Raw genomic sequence first — 16873 nt, forward strand, 5'->3', positions numbered from 1 at the left:
ACACGGGCGCGCGGGGGCTTCGGGGGGCGTTTTCCCCACGTCCGGGTGAAGGTGGCCATCGCCGCGCTGCTCTGATCGTCACCGTAGAAACAGGGGACAGCAGACACAACGTGATAGACAGAACGGCTCTATTTGTTCAATGCGCGGCAGCGCGGGGACATTGAGGAGCAGTTTTTCTTGCTCCAGGCCGGGCCGGAAGAGGCCGCCGTCAGCGGTTTCCGGTACAGAGCCAGCTTCTGCAGAAGGTGCCCCCCGCTGGCTATCCGCCGCAAGCGGGGGCATTCGCCGGGGGTGGGGGTTGACAGACCCGTGAGGGTTCTGTCAGAGCCAGCGCTCTACGCTGAGCGCCATGCCCACCTCCGCTGCGGTCCCCCTGCGCACCGGCCCTGCCGTGGCGCGCGTGCGGACGCTGCGCTCGCAGTTCACCTTCGTGATTTTCCTGCTGGCCTTTTTGCCCAACGTGGTGCTGACCCTGATGGCCCGCCCCGAGGTGCCCCCACTGCCGCTGCTGGCCTGGATGATCGTGGTGGGCGCGCTGTCGGGCGCCATAGGCTACCTGCTCAGCGGCACGCTGCTGCGCCCGGTCAGCCGCCTGCAGGCGCAGGTGGAGCGCGGCGACTTTGAAGCCGCCCCCACCGACGACCCGGCCGAGGTGCAGACCCTGCGCGCGGCCTTTGCGGGGCTGCTTGCCCGCCTGGGCACCGAACAGGCCCGGCGCAACGCCTTTATTGCCACCCTGGTCCATGACCTGAAAACGCCGCTGATTGCCACCGGGCACCTGACCAAGATCCTGACCACCCTGCCCCTGCCTGACCACGAGCGGCGCGTGATGGGTGAGCAGATGCAGGCCGAAACCGAGCGCCTGCTGGCGCTGGTGCAGCAGATGGCCGATGCCCACCGCTTTGAACAGGAAGACGTGCAGGTGCAGACCCGCTGGACCGATCTTCGGGCGCTGCTGGACGATGTGGCGCAGCGCGTGGCCCCGCAGGCCCGGGAACGCGGCCTGACCGTGCGCGTGGAGGGCAGCGGCCACGCCCAGGTGGACCCGGCGGTGCTGGAGCGCGCCGTGATGAACCTGACCGTCAATGCCCTGCGCTACGCCGGGTGTGAGCTGACCCTTGGCGTGTCGGGCGAGGGCCTGCACGTGACTGATGACGGCCCCGGACTGGCCGCGCCCCTGGAACAGCTGGCCCAGCCTTTCAACGTTCAGCCCACCACCATCGCCGGGCAGGAATATGCGGCCGGCACGGCGGGCCTGGGCCTGTTTATCGCCCGGCGCATTGCCGAGGCCCATGGCGGCGAACTGCGCTACAGCCGCCTGCTCCCTGCATCTGCTTCCACTGTGCCCGCTGCCACCCCGCCCTTTTCTGCCTCCGGCCACCCCCTTCCCGAAGCCCCTGCCGGTGCTCCGCTGTCCCTGCCCGCCCAGACCTGCTTCACGCTCTTTCTGCCGGAGGTTTCCCCATGAGACTTGTGATTGCCGATGACCATCCCCTCTTCCGTATGGGCCTGAAATACGCCCTGATTCACCAGGGCTTTGACGTGGTGGCCGAGGCCAGTGACGGGCTGGCCGCGCTGGAAGCCTGCCGCGCCCTACAACCCGACGCCGCACTGCTGGACGTGAAGATGCCCGGCATGACCGGCATTGAGGTCTGCGAGCGCCTGCGCCAGACCAACCCCCGGCTGGTGAGCGTCCTGATCACCACCTTTGCCGAGCCGGCTATCGTGCAGGCGGCCCGCGCCGCCGGGGCACGCGGCTACGTGAGCAAGGAGACCGACCCCGAGAGTCTGGCGCGGCAGCTGCGCGACATCGTGGCCAACCCCGATGTGGACCGCCTGCCGCATGTGGACGTTCCCCGATTGACCCCCCGCGAATCCGAGGTGCTGCCCCTGCTGGCCCAGGGCTACAGCAACAAGGAAATTGCCAAGAACCTGGGTGTGTCGCCGGATACCGTCAAGGACCACTTGGCCCGCCTGTACGCCAAACTGGATGCTGGTGACCGCACCGAGGCCGTCAGCCGCGCCCGCAGCATTGGCCTGCTGCATTAAGTCACTTGCTGCCAGGCCCCCGATCAACCGAGCGGGCGGGGACAGCGGCGCCGCAGCGCGAGTGGCGAAGCAAAGTGCCTCGCACCGGGAATGCAACCGTTGCTGCGCTGTCCTGAACCGTTGGCGTGGGGGAGGGGCGAGGGACTTAAGGACGTTGCACCTCACGTTACGACTTTGCAGGAGAGCACCGCAAAGTCTCCACTCCCGGTGCAACGTCCTTTTTTCGATACTCGCTCTGCGGCGCCGCTGTTCCAGCCCGCTCGGTTGATCTAAAGATCAACAGCGAGCTATTTAATTCAGCGGCACCTTCTGGCCCACCTGCTTAAAGCGGTGGGCTTTCACCGTTTTGAGGCCACGTGTCGGACTGAGGGCCGGTGCCTCACCTGAGGCAGCCGCGGCGCCCGGAGCCCGCTAGGATGAAGACCACATGAAGACCCGACTCGCTCTGGCCCTTTCCTTCCTTCTCGCCGGCACCGCCGCCGCACAGAGCACCGCGCCCACGGGCCTCACCCTCTGGGGCGGCCTGGGTACCGAGGTTTTTGTCATTCCCGGCGCCACGCTGGGCCTCAGCGCCACGGTGGCACAGCTGCCGCGCATGAATGTGGATCTGCGCGGCAGCGCTTCCGCGTACCTGTTGCCCGTGCCCGACGTGAACGGCCCCTTCACCGCGTTCAATGCCGAACTGCTGTTCTCAGGACGCAACAGCAACTTCAACCTCTACGGCGGGCCCAGCGTGGGCACGGTCCTGGGGGGGCTGTGGACGGTCGGCGCCACAGGCGGGCTGCGGGGGCAGTTTGATGGCGGCAACCTGGGCTGGTTCAGCGAGGCCCACCTGCGCGCCGCCTTTGACAGCGCGGGCCTGTTTCCGTTTCCGCTGGTGGGCGGCACCTTCGGCGTCACCTACCGCTTCTAAACCTCTGGCCGCGCCGGCCGGGGGCCGCCTGTACCTTGCGGGGTATGAGCGGCCCCTTTTCTGTTTCTCCCTTCACGCTCTCGGCCCGGGCCCAGAGCCTCAAGCCCTCGGCCACGGTGGCAGTGACCAGCCGCGCCCTGGAACTCAGGCGCCAGGGCCTGGACGTGATTTCCATGAGCGTGGGCGAACCGGATTTCGACACGCCGCCGCATATCAAGGCCGCCGCCATCCGGGCCATCGAGAATGGCAGGACGAAATACACGCCCGTCAGCGGCATTCCCGAACTGCGCGGGGCCATCAGCGCCAAGTTCGCGCGGGACAACGGCCTGAGCTATGCCCCGGACGCCGTGACTGTGACCAGCGGCGGCAAGCAGGCGCTCTTCAACGCCTTTTTCGCCCTGCTCAACCCGGGCGACGAGGTGCTGATTCCCGCGCCCTACTGGGTCAGCTACCCCGAGATGGTGGCGCTGGCCGGGGGCGTGCCGGTGGCCGTGCCCACCACGCCGGAGGGTGGGTTTCAGCTTGACCCCGATGAACTGGCTGCCCGCATCACGCCGCGCACCCGCATGATCGTGCTGAATAGCCCCGGCAATCCCACGGGGGCAGTATTTGCGCCGCAGAGACTGAGGGCCATAGCCGAACTGGCCCAGCGCCACAACCTCGTCATCGTGAGCGACGAGATGTACGAGCATCTGGTGTACGGCGCCCAGCACGTCAGCATCGGCACCTACGCCCCAGAGCACACCCTGACGGTCAACGGGGCCAGCAAGGCGTACGCCATGACTGGCTGGCGCCTGGGCTACGCGGGCGGGCCAAAGGCAGTGATTGCCGCCATGAACGCCCTGCAGTCCCAGAGCACCAGCAACGCCAGCAGTGTCAGCCAGTACGCGGCCCTGGCCGCGCTGGAGGAGCATGAGGCCACGGCGCGCTTCATTGAGGAGGCCCGGAGCGCCTACCAGGAACGCCGCGACCGCCTCGTGGCGGGCCTGAATGCGCTGGGCCTGCCCACACCCACCCCGCAGGGCGCCTTCTATGTCCTGGCCGACACCACAGCCATTCACCCCGACGAGTTGGAGGCGGCCCGCCGCATTCTGGATGTCGCCCAGGTGGCCGTGGTGCCCGGCACCGATTTTGCCGCGCCGGGGCAGGTGCGCCTGAGCTACGCGACCGATCTGGCCACCATCGAAGAGGTGCTGCGGCGTCTGGGCACGCTGCTGGGCGGATAGGGAATTCTGGCGAGCCGAAGGCGGGGGGCAAGCGGACTCGCAGAGCTGCGTTGCCGAGCGAACGCGAGAACAGAGGGCACCCTGGCAAAGGAACAGCACCCTTATGCCCTTCCCAAGATGCTGTGGAATCAGAGGCGTCCCGGGTGAGACGATCTGGCCCGGCGAAGAGTGTCAAGAGGCGGGCCCAGAGGCCAACTTTGGGCGGATGACCCGGCTCGCCCCAAGCCTAAAGCTCCCCTTATGCATGCACTGACACTGGCGGCTTTCTGCGCTTTCCTGGGGCTGACCAGCGCGGCCTCAGGGCTACGGTCGGGCGCCGCGCTGCCGGGGGGCGGCTGGGCCGGCTGGCAGTGCCTGACGCCCGAAGATGGTCCTCACTGCCGCGTCCCAGTCTTCGTGCAGTTGAACGCCTCTGGTCAGGGAGAGCGGCGCCAGCAGGTGCCCGAAAGCCGGACCTTCGGCCCGGTGCTGCGCCACCCCAACGGGCGCACGCTGTATCTGGGCGGCTTCACGCTGGTGGCCCTGGACAGCGCCACCCTGAAGGCGCGCTGGTCTGTGGCACTGTCCGGGCCGTCCCGGGAGACCGAACCGCTGGCCCTGTCGCCGGACGGCCGCTTTCTGGCAGTGGCTGCCCGAAACGGAGCCGTGCGGCTGCTGAGCACCCAGAGCGGGCAGACAACCCAGACCCTGCACCATCCGTTCTACACCGACCAGCAAAACGGTTACGGCGACTTTTTTGCCGCGCCCACTGCGCTGGCCTTCGCGCCAGATGGCCGCAGCCTGGCCATCGGCTCGCGGGGCGGCGGAGTGCGGGTGCGCGCGCTGGGCAGCGGGCAGGAACGGCAACTGACGGGGAGCTGCGCGGGCCGCCAGACGGCGCACCGGGGGCCGGTCCGGGGTCTGGTGTTTGCCGGCGCCGGCACCCTGGTCAGCGCAGCCAACGATGGGCGGCTGGTGGTCTGGTCGCTGGCCGGGGCGGCCCCGGTCCGCTGCCTTTCCCTGCCCGGCGGCGTGACCTCGCTGCACACCCTGCCACATGGCCGCCTGCTGGCGCTGGGCGTGACCTCGGGCACCCTGCTGCAACCGGGCGTGAGGCGGCTGGCCCGACTGGCCCCGCTTGCCTCAGAGATCACGCAGTGGCAGGTGACCGGCACGACGCTGGCGCTCAGTGACCAGCACAGCACGCGCCGCTGGAACCTGCCCAGCGGGGCGCCTTTACCCAGCACCGCGCCTGCACTGGCCACACTCCGCACTGCTGGAGCGACTGTAGCTATTGGAGATGACCTGCGGGTGCGAGTTCAGGTGGGCGGGCAGACGCGGGTGCTATCACCCCCGGTGACAGCACCGGGTAATCTGGACGGTTCCGGCCTGCCCATCGGCTGGCAGGCGAGACTCACTGGCAACCGCCTGACGGTAAAGGCCACCTCAAACATCCGCGTGATGACCATGGAGACGGCCGATTTCACCAACGAATACGTGTGGGCCTGGCCCTCAGGCCGCTTTCTGAGCTGCCGCACCCTGCGCGAGAATGGTTTTACAGACGACCCCGACCGCGCCTGCACGTCTGCCCGGCGGGCCCTGCTGGAACCCTGAACCCAGTCCCGTCGTACCCTGAGCCATATGACCAACATGCAGCCCGGCAGCGACGGCACCTACAGCCTCCGTGACTTTATTGCCCAGACCGCCGAGCGCGACAACCCCGGCGAGGTCTTTGAACTCGAATCCAGCAAGATGCTGGAGGTCAAGGTCAATGGCCGCGTGTGGAGCAAGCTGGGCGCCATGGTGGCCTACAAGGGCAACCTGAGCTTCAAGCGCGAAGGCACCCTGGAAGGCGGCCTGATGAAAGCCCTCAAGCGCGCCGTGTCGCAGGAAATGAGCCCGCTGGCCAAGATTGAGGGCCGGGGCGTGGCCTACCTGGCCGACCAGGGCAAAGAGGTGCAGATTCTGCGTCTGGCGGGCGACAGCCTGAACGTGAACGGCAACGACCTGCTGGCCTTTGAAGACAGCGTGCAGTACGACATCACCATGCAGCGCCGCGTGGCGGGCATGGCCGCCGGGGGCCTGTTCAGCGTGCGGGTGCAGGGCCACGGGCTGGTGGCCATTCTGTCGCACGGCAAGCCCCTGACCCTGCGCGTGACCCCCCAGGAGCCCATCTTCACCGACCCCAATGCCACGATTGCCTGGAGCGGCAACCTGCAGCCCCAGCTGCGCATGGACGCCAGCCTGAAGAGCATGTTCGGCCGGGGCGGCGGCGAAACCTACCAGATGGTCTTTCAGGGCGACGGCTTTGTGGTCGTGCAGCCCTACGAGGAATTTGACCACGGCATCGGCGGCGACAGCCACAGCGGCGGCGGCGTGGGCAAAGCGCTGGGGGACCTGTTTGACTGAAGAGGGTGTGGGGCGTGGGTTGTAGGGTGTAGGGCAGCAGAACCACAGAGGGGCGGCCATCTCGGCTTGCCCTTCTTGCTGTTCCCACACCCCACACCCGACATCCCACAACCCCCTGACGCTACACTCCCCCCCAATGAGCTTGGTCGTACTGGCAACAGGAGGCACCGGGGGACACATCTATCCGGCGGTGGCCACCGCGCGTGAGCTGGCGGCGCGGGGGCACGAGACGCTGCTGCTGGGCCAGCGCGGCGGCATGGAAGAGCGGGTGGCGGCCGAGCAGGGCCTGAGCTTTGAGGGAGTGGACGCGGGCAAACTGGCCCGCAGCGGCCAGGGCCGCCCCGACCCGCGCGAACTGCTGCGGGCCGCCCAGGGCGTGCTGCAGGCCCGGACATTGCTGACCCGGCGGCGCCCCAGCGCCGTCGTGGGCTTTGGCGGCTTTGCCAGCCTGCCCGGGGTGCTGGCCGCGCAGAGCCTGGGGCTGCCCACCGTGCTGCACGAACAGAACGCGCGCCTGGGCCTGACCCAGCGCCTGGCGGTGGGCCGCGCGCGCGCCGTGGGCACCGTGTATGACCGCGTGCTGGGCCTAAACCCGGCCCGCGCCACCCTGGTGGGCATGCCGGTGCGCGAGCAGCGCCTGCCCCGCGCCGAGGCCCTTTCGCGCCTGGGCCTGCAAGACGGCCCGCTGACCCTGTTCGTCATGGGCGGCTCGCAGGGCTCGCTCTTTCTGAACAACAGCGTGCCGGACACCCTGCAGAACATCCTGGGACCAGAAGGGCTGCTGCCCCAGGAGGGCGCCGGCCTGGTCAACCTGGACTTCACGGGCCCGGTGCCGACCGATGGGCGCGGGCGGGCAGTGCAGGTGCTGCACGCCACCGGACCGCGCTGGCTCTCAGAGGTGGGGCCGCGCGTCAGGGGGCTGGACTGGTACAAGGCCGCAGGCTACGTGGACGCGGTGGCCGCGTGGTCGGTGGCGGACCTGGCCATCACGCGCGCGGGCACCAGCACCCTGGCCGAAGCCGCCTTCCACGGGGTGCCGCTGCTCATGGTGCCGCTGCCCGAATCCTCGGAAAACCACCAGTACCACAACGCCGTGGCGGTGCAGACAGCGGGCGCCGGGCGCGTGGTCGAGCAAAAGAGCGTGCCGGAAACGCTGGGGCAGGCGGTGTTAGAGTGTGCCTCAGCGGGGACGCGCGCCTCGATGAGCGGGGCGGCCCGCCGACGGGCCCAGCCAGGCGCGGCGGCGGCATTCGCGGCCCTGATCGAACGGCACCTGCGTGAAGGGCCCCCCTCCTCCCATGACTGACCCTGCTTCTGCTGCTCCCCCGCCCAGCCCGGCTGCGGCGTCTCAATCCAGCGCCTCCCCGACCTCTCCCCTGCCTGCACCGCTGCACTACCACCTGATGGGCATTGGCGGCATCGGCATGAGTGCCTTTGCCCGGCTGCTCTCGGCCCAGGGCCACCGCGTCAGTGGCTGCGACGAGGCCGCCACCGACCTCACCGCCTGCCTGGGCGCCGAGGGCATTCCGGTAGCGGCCGGCCACAGCGCCGAGCACGTCACGGCCGCGCCATACGGCCCCATTGACATCCTGGTGGCCTCGGAAGCGGTTCCAAAAGACCACCCCGAGCGGGTCGCCGCCGAGGCGGCCGGTATTGAGGTGCGCCCGCGTATGGCGCTGCTGGACAATCTGCTGCGCGCCGGACCCAGCGTGGGCGTGATCGGCACCCACGGCAAGACCACCACCACCTCCATGATCGCCGTGGCGCTGGCCGGCGCCGGGCTGGACCCGTCGGCCTTTGTGGGCGGCATTGTGCCGGAATTTGGCAGCAACGCCCGGCTGGGGCGCGGGCCCTTCGTGGCCGAGGTGGACGAATCCGACAAGGGCTTTGCGGCCCTGGGGGCAGGCACCGCCGTATTCACCAACGCCGAGGACGACCATGTGGGCGGCTCTCAGGCCACGTACTGGGAAACCGTGGAGGAGCAGCACGCCGCCTTTGCGCGCTTCGTGGCGCAGTCGGACCGGGTGCTGCTGTGCGCCGACTGGCCGGGGCTGGACGAGCTGTGTGCGGGCGCCCACGAACGCCTGAGTTACGGACAGGCCGAGGGCGCCGACTACCGCGCTGTCGCCCTGCGCCCGGACGCCGAGGGCACGTCCTTCACCGTGACCCGCCGGGGGCAGGTGCTGACCGGGGCCCGCGTGGCCCTGCCCGGCACCCACAACGTCCTGAACGCGCTGGCGGCGCTGGCGGTGGTGGACCTGCACGGCGGCGATATGGCGCAGGCCGCCGCCGCCCTGGCCGAGTTTCAGGGCCCCGGGCGCCGCTGGCAGCGCATGGGCGAACTGAACGGCGCCCTGGTCATTGACGATTACGCCCACAACGCCACCAAGGTGGCGGCTGCCGTGCAGGCCGCGCGCCAGACCGGTCGCCGGGTGCGGGTGGTGTTTCAGCCGCACCGCTACCTGCGCACCCAGCAGTCCTGGCCCCGGCTGGCCGACGCCCTGATGGGCGCCGACGAGGTGCTGCTGCTGGACATTGCAGCGGCCAGCGAGGCGCCCATTCCCGGCATTCACGCCACCCTGATTTCCGAACGCATGACCGGGCAAGGTCACGCGGGGGTGCGCTACCTGCCCGACCGCAATGAGGTGCTACGCGTACTGCGCGACACTGCCAGCAGCGGCGACGTGATCGTGACCATGGGCGCGGGCGACGTGTGGAAGCTCTCGCGCGAACTGGTGGGGGGCGCGGCGTGACGGCGGCGGTCAGCCGCACCGGCACGCGGGTGGAGCGGCTGCCCCTCTCGCGCTTTACCACCCTGGGCGTGGGCGGCGAGGCCGAGGTGTGGTTCGTGGAGTCCCCCGAGGGGCTGGCCGAGGCGATGGAGCGCCCCTACCGCGTGCTGGGCGGCGGCAGCAACCTCGTGGTGTCGGACGCCGGGGTACCGGAGCGGGTCATTCGCCTCTCTGGCCCCCTGGCCGAGCGCGACCTGACCCCGGACCCGGCTCTGAGCACCCCAGAGTGCGTGGTGACCGGCTGGGTGGGCGGCGGCGTGCCCCTGCCCGGCCTGGTGCGGCAGCTGCAGAAACTGGGCCTGAGCGGTCTGGAGGGCACCGTGGGCATTCCGGCGCAGGTGGGCGGCGCGGTGTGGATGAACGCCGGCACCCGCTACGGCGAGATGTTTGACGGCCTGCACACGGTTGAAATCGTGACACCAGAAGGCACGCGGCAGGTCACGCCCGACGAGCTGCCCTGGGGCTACCGCCAGAGCGGCATTCCCCGCAACCATGTGGTCACGCGCGTGCGCCTGAGCCTGACCGTCAGCACCCCTGGCGCCGTGCTGGCCAGGATGGACCTTGCCGATCAGGCCCGCAAGGGCCAGCCCAAGATGAAAACGCCGGGCTGCGCGTTCAAGAACCCGGGCGGCGTGAGCGCTGGCAAGCTGATTGACGACGCGGGCCTGAAGGGCACCCGGGTGGGCGGCGCCCTGATTGCCCCGGAGCACGCCAACTTCATCGTGAACCTGGGCGGCGCCACGGCGGCCGATGTCCACGCACTGCTGGACATCATCCGGGCGCGGGTGGGCGTGCCGCTGGAACTTGAATACGAACTCTGGCCGGGGCAGGGCGAACCTTGAGCGCGGGGCCCAGCCGGGGCAACCGCCGCCTGACCGTGCCGGAAGCCCCCTCCCCCACGCTGGACCCCCCAGCCGCCGAAGCAGCGAGCCCCTCACCCTCTGACGCGCCCCAGCGCGCACCCCGTCGCCTGCGCCGCCGCGTGCTGCTCCTGGCGCTGCCCCTCTTGCTGGTCGGCGGGGCCGCCGGCGCGTGGTATGGCCTGCCGGTGCGGCAGATCACGGTGGCCGGCAACAAGCACCTCCCGGCCGGGCAGGTCAGAACCCTGGCGGGCCTGAGCCCCAACTTCGGCTGGCTGTATTACGGCGCGTGGCGCGCACGCGGCCTGCTGGCGAACCCCTGGGTGGGCTCGGCCGTAATTACCCGCACCTTTCCCGACCGGGTGCATGTGCAGCTGACCGAGCGCACCCCCCGCGCCCGCCTGCGCCGCCCGGACGGCACGGTGGTGGCCCTGGCTGCAGACGCCACCGTGCTGCCCGGCGCACAGGGCACCGGCGCGCTGCCCCTGATTGAAGGCTGGGGGCCCAGCCGCGTGAACGAGGTGCTGGGGCTGCTGGACGCCCTGGCCCGCTACAATGTGCAGTCGGTTGCCTATACACCCACGGGTCTGAGCCTGAAAGTAGCGAACAGACGCGTGTGGACCGGCGACGTGCAGGCATTACTGAAGTATGCTGGGAGCATCAGCATGTATCCGAACAGCGAGATTTCGATCTACCCCTGGGGGGTGAGCGTCCAGGAATGAAAGACAACACCATCATAGTGGGCCTGGACATTGGCACCACAAAAATCACGACCGTCATTGGCGAGGTGGCCGGTGGCGGCAGTGTGGACATCATCGGTGAAGGCACGGTGCCCAGCGAGGGCATGAAGCGCGGCTCGGTGGTCAATCTGGAGCGGGCCACCCACGCCATCAAGCAGTCCGTGCAGGCCGCCGAGCGCGTGAGCGGCGTGAAGGTGGAAAGCGTGTACGTATCGGTGGCCGGCAACCACGCCAAGGCGATCACCAGCCACGGTCTGGCCGCCATCCGCCGCCACCAGGAAATTGCCCAGCCGGATGTGGACCGCGCCATTGAAAACGCGCGCGCCGTGCCGCTGGACCCCAACCTCGAAATCATCCATACCCTGCCGCAGGAATACGTGGTGGACGGCCAGGAAGGCATCAAGAATCCGGTGGGTATGCACGGCGTTCGCCTGGAAGTGGACGTGCATATCGTGGCGGGTACGGCCGGGCCGCTGCTGAACCTGCGCCGCTGCGTGCAGGAAACGGGGCTGCGGGTGGAAGGCTTCGCGCTGCACGCCCTGGCCAGTGGCCTGGCGACCCTGGAAGCCGCCGAACAGGCCCAGACGGTCGTGGTCGTAGATATGGGCGGCGGCACCACCGACGTGGCGGTCTTCAAGCGCGGCAATCTGGCGCACTCCGCCTGTATTCCCCTGGGCGGCGAGCATGTCACGGCCGACCTCGCGCAGATTCTGAAGATCCCCATGGAGGAGGCCGAGAACGTCAAGCGGCGCTACGGCGCGGCTCTGCCCGAACTGGCCGACCCGGACCTGACGCTGGAAATCACCACGTCTTCAGGCAGCACCCACGCCATCACGGCCTTTGAACTCTCGCGCATCATTAAGCCGCGCCTCGCAGAGATTTTCGGCCTGATCCGCGACGAGATCGACCACACCCTGGGCCCGGTGGAACTGGTGGCGCAGGGCGTGGTCCTGACCGGCGGCGCGGCGCTGCTGCGCGGCACCCCCGAACTGGCCCGCGACCGCTTCCGCCTGCCGGTGCGTGTGGGGCGCCCGCGTGGTATTGGCGGCCTCACCGACATCGTGAGCGGGCCTGGGCACGCGGGCAGCGTGGGGCTGGTGCTGTACGGCATTGGCGAGGACGGCAAGGTGCCGCATCTGGTGTACGGCGACATGGCCCAGCACCCCCCGGCCGCTCCCAGCGCGCCCGAGGTGCCGGTGGTGGTGCCCCCCACGCCCACCCCGGCCACACCAATCACCCAGGAGAAAAAGACCGGGCCCAGCCTGGCTGACCGGGTGCGCGGCTGGTTCAAGGACTGGATGTGAAGACGAAGAGGGCCGGAGGCGCACACCGCTCTGGCTCTTTTGCTGTGCGTGCCGGGCCCTGCGCCCCAGCGCAGAGGCGTGCGGTACACTACCCGGCAGTGAATCTGGCGCGCCCCGCGCGGTGGCCAGAACGGAAGGAGACATGATGCAAGCGGCCAGAATTCGCGTGATTGGCTTGGGCGGGGCGGGCAACAACGCCGTCAACCGCATGATTGAATCGGGACTTGAGGGCGTGGAGTTTATCGCCGGCAACACGGACGCGCAGGTGCTGGCCAAGAGCCACGCCGAGATCCGCATTCAGCTGGGTGACCGCCTGACCCGTGGCCTGGGCGCCGGCGCCGACCCCGAGGTGGGCGAGAAGGCCGCCCTGGAAGACCGCGAGCGCATCAAGGAATACTTGGACGGCACCGACATGCTGTTCATCACGGCTGGGATGGGCGGCGGGACCGGCACCGGCAGCGCCCCCGTCGTGGCCGAGATTGCCCGCGAGATGGGCATTCTGACGGTGGCCATCGTCACGCGCCCTTTCAAGTTTGAAGGCCCCAAACGCCTGCGCGTGGCCGAAGAGGGCATTGGCAAGCTGGCCGACCGCGTGGACGGCATGATTGTGGTGAACAACGAAAAGTTGCTCACCGCCGTGGACAAGAAGGTGTCCTTCCGCGAAGCCTTTCTGATTGCCGACCGCGTGCTGTACTACGGCGTCAAGGGCATCAGCGACGTGATTAACGTCGAGGGCATGATTAACCTCGACTTCGCCGATGTGCGTAACCTGCTGGCCAACTCCGGCACTGTCCTGATGGGCATTGGTGCGGGGCGCGGCGAGAAGGTGGCCGAGGAGGCTGCCATGAGCGCCATTCACTCGCCGCTGCTGGAACGCGGCATCGAGGGCGCCCGGCGCATCCTGGTGAACGTGACCGGCAGTTACGACCTGTCCATGACCGACGCCAACGAGATTGTCGAGAAGATCCGCGAGGCCACCGGCTTCGAGGAACCTGACATCCTGTTCGGCATTACCCCCGACGAGGCGGCGGGCGACGAGGTCCGCGTGACCGTGATCGCCACTGGCTTCAACGACATGCCAGTGACGGTGGCGGGCGGCCTGCGCTCCAGCGTGATTGACACCATGGTCAAGCCCGTGCGCGGCGGTACCGCCTACGACCCCAAGGACTACGACATCCCCGCCTTCCTGCGGAACGTGGACCGGGACTGAGGCACAGCGGGATGGAGGCACCTCTGCGGGGGTGTCTTTTTCTTATACGGACTGCCGTCCATTTCCGGAACATCCGGGAAAGAGCCGGATGTTCCCCGCCTTCGGCGCTGTTCCAGCCCAATTCCCGGAAATCCGCATCTTTTCCTGCTCCCTTTGGTCGGAAAAATTCCGTAACGAGTTACGGCATTTTTCGGAACCCGTATTAGGGGCCATGGGCCATGAGCTCTGGGCTATGAGGACACGGCCCCCTGCGGCCTGGGCGTCCCAGACCTGCTTTCCCCCATGGCTCATGGCCCAGAGCCCCTGGCCAAAAAGGAGGCACCGCAGCGTCGCCGCCCGGTGCCTCTCTTCCAAGCCCGCTTAGAACTTGATCGTGTATTCCGCGAAGCCGTCCTCGCGGGTGCGCAGGAGCTGGGCACCGGCCGGCAGATACTTCTGGGCGTTGGGGCTGCTGACGTACAGCAGGGTCGCGCCGGGAATGGGGGTCAGTTTCCAGTTGCCGTCGGCGGCGGGGTTCACCGTCTTCTGCTCGTTGAAGTACTTCACCAGTGCCTCGCGGGTCTCGTCGGGCGCCTGCAGCACGATGTTCTTGCCGTTCAGGCCCGGGAAGGAGCCGCCGCCCGAGGCGCGGTAGTTGTTGGTGGCCACCACGAACTGCGCGGCCGGGTCAACCGGCTTGCCCTGGAACTGCAGGTTCTTGATGCGGTTGGCATTGGCGTTGACCACCTGGCCCTGGCTGTTGTACCGGCTGGGCTGGGTCACGTCAATCTCGTAGGTCACGCCGTCAATCACATCGAAGTTATAGGTGGGGAAGGTTTCATCCACCAGCGCCTGGGGCTCGGCCTTGCTGGGGTCAATCTGCTTGAACTGCCCCGCAGAGCGCTCCAGCCACTCCTTCAGCCCCGCGCCGGTGACCACCACAGCCTGCACGGTGTTGGGGTACACGTACAGGTCGGCCACGTTCTTGATGGCCAGGGTGCCGGCCGGAATGTCGGTGAAGTAGCTGGCCCCCGCGCGCCCCCCGGCCTTGAAGGGCGCGGCAGCCGACAGCACTGGCAGGTCCCTGTACTGGGTGCTGCTCAGGGCCGCCTTCACGTAGGCAGTCTGGGCGTTGCTGACCAGCTGCACGCTGGGGTCGTCCTGCATCAGGGCCCAGTAGGAGTTGATGGGGGCCGTCAGGTCCGCCACCTTGCCGCGCACGTAGCCGAGGGTGCCCTGGTGCGCGCCGTCCACTGCTGCACCGACCGTGGTATCGGCGGTCACGAGGTTCTTCTTGGCCACCTTGTCCCAGATGGGGCGAATAGCACCCTGGGCGTCGGCAATGGTCCACTTCTGGGTCTTGCGGTCAAAAGTCAGCTTCAGGTCGGCCACGCCCAGATGGTTGCCCCAAAAGCCGGGCATCAGCACGACCTTGCCGTTGATGGTGCCCTTGGCGAGGTTCACGCCGGGGACGTCCTTGTAGGCCGGGCCGGGGAATTCCAGGTGGCTGTGGCCGGTCAGCACCACGTCCAGGCCGGGCACCTTGGTCAGCTCGGCGCCGGCCTGCTCCTGGCCGGGGGTGTAGGGGCCGGTGTTGATGCCGGTGTGCGCCAGCGCCACGATAATGTCGGCGCCCTGGGCCTTCATCTGGGGGACGAACTTGCGCGCACTCTCCACGATGTCCATGACCTGCACCTTGCCGTCCAGGTGGGCCTTGTCCCAGTTCACGATCTGGGGCGGGGTAAAGCCGATCACGCCCACGTTGATGTAATAGGGCCGGTTCTGGGTGTCGTAGACCAGCTTGCGCTGAATGACGTAGGGGGTGTACTTGTTGGTGCCGTCCATGTTCAGGACGTTGGCGTTCACGTAGGGCATGGGCGCACTGCTCAGAACACGGTCCAGGTAGTCCAGGCCATAGTTGAACTCGTGATTGCCCAGCGTGGCGGCGTCGAAGCGCAGGCCGCGCATGGCCTGGTGCATGGGGTGCAGTTCGCCGTCCTTGATGGGCGAAACGCGCGCGGCGTAGTCGCCCAGGGGGTTGCCCTGAATCAGGTCGCCGTTATCGAACAGCAGGGTATTGCGCTTCTCGGCGCGGGCGTTCTTGATCAGGGTGGCGGTGTACTCCAGGCCGAATTCACCCGTGGGCTTGTCCTGGTAGTAGTCGTAGCCCTTGGCAGCCGTGTGCAGGTCGGTGGTTTCCAGAATCCGAAGTTCAACAGTCTGCGCGCCGGCTGCACCCAGCAGCAGGGCCGTTATCAGGGAAATGTGTTTACGCACGCCCTATAGAATACCGGAGCCAGGGCACTTTAACGTGGCCTCTGTACCAGTGAGAGTGACGACCGTTCATTCCCGGTCGTCCCCTATCCCTGCCCCTCCGGTCAGAAAATCTCATTATGTGTTCAGTCATACGGATTCCGTCCATTTCCGTACCATCCGGGAAAGAGCCGGATGTTCCTCCAATTCCCGGAAATCCGTATTTTTTCCTTCTTCCGCTGGTCGGAAAAATTCCGTAACGTGTTAAGGAATTTTTCGGAACCGGTATCACTCGCTGCCAAGCCCCCGATCAACCGAGCGGGCTGGAACAGCGGCGCAGCAGAGCGAGTCTCGAACAAAGGACGTTGCACCGGGCGTGGAGACTGTTCGGTGCTCTCCTGAACAGTCGCACCATGAGGGGCGACGTCCTTAGGAGGTTTTTTGAAATGCGGCTGAGAGCTGCGCGGCCAGGGTGCGGAACAGGGCCGGCGGGGTGGGGGCCTCTCCCCCGTTCACCCAGCCAAAGCGGGCGTCGCGCAGCGGGCCCCCCTCCCCCACGCCCAGGCCACCCGGAAACAGCATGGTGTAATCGGGGGGTGCAGTGACCGGCACCGCCCCGGGCAGGGCCAGCGCGGCGTCCACCTCGGCCCGGTGCCCGAAGTGCAGGGCGTGGGTGCCGTCCGGCGCCTGCCAGGAAAAGCGGGCGGCGGGCACCAGGGGTCCTCCGTACACCACATGCCCCCAGCGCACGCCGGGGCGCAGGCGCAGGGTCACCTCCAGCGGCTCGCCCAGCAAACCGAACGAGCCCACGAACAGCCGGGTCAGGTCGTAGCCCTGCACGTTTTTCACCGTGCGCCCCCCGGCCCGGACCACGCGGCCACCCGGCGCCTGAAAGGTCACGCCGAGCACGTCCGCCGCGAAGAAGAAGCTCTGCCCAAAGCCGCCCCGCTGCACCAGCCCGCCCACGCCCCCCGGCAGACCCACCGGCGGAAACGGCGGAAAGAGTCCCGGCGGCAGCGCGGCGTAGACCTCTGGCAACGAGGTGTCCCCGCTGACTGTGACTGTCTGGTCCCCCGGCGAGAGGTCAAGGATGGGCACGGAGCGCCTCTGAGGGGGGGATGGGTGATGGGGGATGGAGGATGGAAAGGGCGCCCAGGCC

Annotated in this window: 14 protein-coding genes; 12 read left to right on the forward strand and 2 right to left on the reverse strand. The window is 68.2% G+C overall.

What is annotated here, in order from left to right; translation table 11 throughout:
- Window positions 1-349 precede the first annotated feature (349 nt).
- The 12 genes from C8263_RS03665 to ftsZ all read left to right on the forward strand — a co-directional run bounded on the left by C8263_RS03665 (window position 350) and on the right by ftsZ (window position 13482).
- The gene (locus C8263_RS03665; RefSeq protein WP_107136770.1) at window positions 350-1468 is read left to right on the forward strand and encodes a sensor histidine kinase; all 1119 of its coding nucleotides are present in this window, start codon (window positions 350-352) and stop codon (window positions 1466-1468) included.
- A complete protein-coding gene (locus C8263_RS03670) occupies window positions 1465-2049 on the forward strand; it encodes a response regulator transcription factor (protein ID WP_107136771.1) in 585 nt (194 codons plus the stop codon). The genes C8263_RS03665 and C8263_RS03670 overlap by 4 nt, the downstream gene beginning before the upstream one ends.
- Before the next feature lie 427 nt (window positions 2050-2476).
- On the forward strand, window positions 2477-2962 hold the full coding sequence (locus C8263_RS03675; RefSeq protein WP_107136772.1) for a hypothetical protein: 486 nt from the start codon (window positions 2477-2479) through the stop codon (window positions 2960-2962).
- A 44-nt stretch (window positions 2963-3006) separates the two neighbouring features.
- Window positions 3007-4188, forward strand: a complete 1182-nt coding sequence (locus tag C8263_RS03680) for a pyridoxal phosphate-dependent aminotransferase (protein WP_107136773.1) — start codon at window positions 3007-3009, stop codon at window positions 4186-4188.
- A gap of 240 nt (window positions 4189-4428) precedes the next feature.
- Window positions 4429-5781, forward strand: coding sequence for a WD40 repeat domain-containing protein (locus C8263_RS03685; RefSeq protein ID WP_107136774.1), 1353 nt, complete (start codon window positions 4429-4431; stop codon window positions 5779-5781).
- A gap of 27 nt (window positions 5782-5808) precedes the next feature.
- Window positions 5809-6576 (forward strand): AIM24 family protein, encoded by a 768-nt coding sequence (locus tag C8263_RS03690; RefSeq protein WP_107136775.1) that lies wholly within the window; start codon window positions 5809-5811, stop codon window positions 6574-6576.
- A 136-nt stretch (window positions 6577-6712) separates the two neighbouring features.
- On the forward strand, window positions 6713-7882 hold the full coding sequence (murG, locus tag C8263_RS03695; RefSeq protein WP_107136776.1) for an undecaprenyldiphospho-muramoylpentapeptide beta-N-acetylglucosaminyltransferase: 1170 nt from the start codon (window positions 6713-6715) through the stop codon (window positions 7880-7882).
- Between the two features lie 97 nt (window positions 7883-7979).
- Window positions 7980-9329 carry a UDP-N-acetylmuramate--L-alanine ligase gene (murC, locus tag C8263_RS03700; RefSeq protein ID WP_408608035.1) on the forward strand — a complete coding sequence of 450 codons (1350 nt, stop codon included), beginning with the start codon at window positions 7980-7982 and terminating at the stop codon, window positions 9327-9329.
- The gene (locus C8263_RS03705; protein WP_107136778.1) at window positions 9326-10210 is read left to right on the forward strand and encodes a UDP-N-acetylmuramate dehydrogenase; all 885 of its coding nucleotides are present in this window, start codon (window positions 9326-9328) and stop codon (window positions 10208-10210) included. The genes murC and C8263_RS03705 overlap by 4 nt, the downstream gene beginning before the upstream one ends.
- Entirely contained in the window at window positions 10207-10950 is a 744-nt protein-coding gene (locus C8263_RS03710; protein WP_233218628.1) for a cell division protein FtsQ/DivIB, read from the forward strand. Before C8263_RS03705 ends, C8263_RS03710 begins: the two co-directional genes overlap by 4 nt.
- Window positions 10947-12272 carry a cell division protein FtsA gene (gene ftsA, locus C8263_RS03715; RefSeq protein ID WP_107136779.1) on the forward strand — a complete coding sequence of 442 codons (1326 nt, stop codon included), beginning with the start codon at window positions 10947-10949 and terminating at the stop codon, window positions 12270-12272. The genes C8263_RS03710 and ftsA overlap by 4 nt, the downstream gene beginning before the upstream one ends.
- A gap of 145 nt (window positions 12273-12417) precedes the next feature.
- Window positions 12418-13482 carry a cell division protein FtsZ gene (ftsZ, locus tag C8263_RS03720; RefSeq protein WP_107137014.1) on the forward strand — a complete coding sequence of 355 codons (1065 nt, stop codon included), beginning with the start codon at window positions 12418-12420 and terminating at the stop codon, window positions 13480-13482.
- 360 nt (window positions 13483-13842) lie between these two features.
- Here ftsZ and cpdB read toward each other — a convergent pair whose 3' ends face one another.
- Window positions 13843-15738, reverse strand: a complete 1896-nt coding sequence (gene cpdB / locus C8263_RS03725) for a 2',3'-cyclic-nucleotide 2'-phosphodiesterase (RefSeq protein ID WP_107136780.1) — start codon at window positions 15736-15738, stop codon at window positions 13843-13845.
- Window positions 15739-16143: 405 nt separating this feature from the next.
- Entirely contained in the window at window positions 16144-16812 is a 669-nt protein-coding gene (locus tag C8263_RS03730) for a DUF5639 domain-containing protein (protein WP_107136781.1), read from the reverse strand.
- Window positions 16813-16873: the final 61 nt, after the last annotated feature.

It is taken from the genome of Deinococcus arcticus, from assembly GCF_003028415.1.
GTDB lineage: Bacteria > Deinococcota > Deinococci > Deinococcales > Deinococcaceae > Deinococcus > Deinococcus arcticus.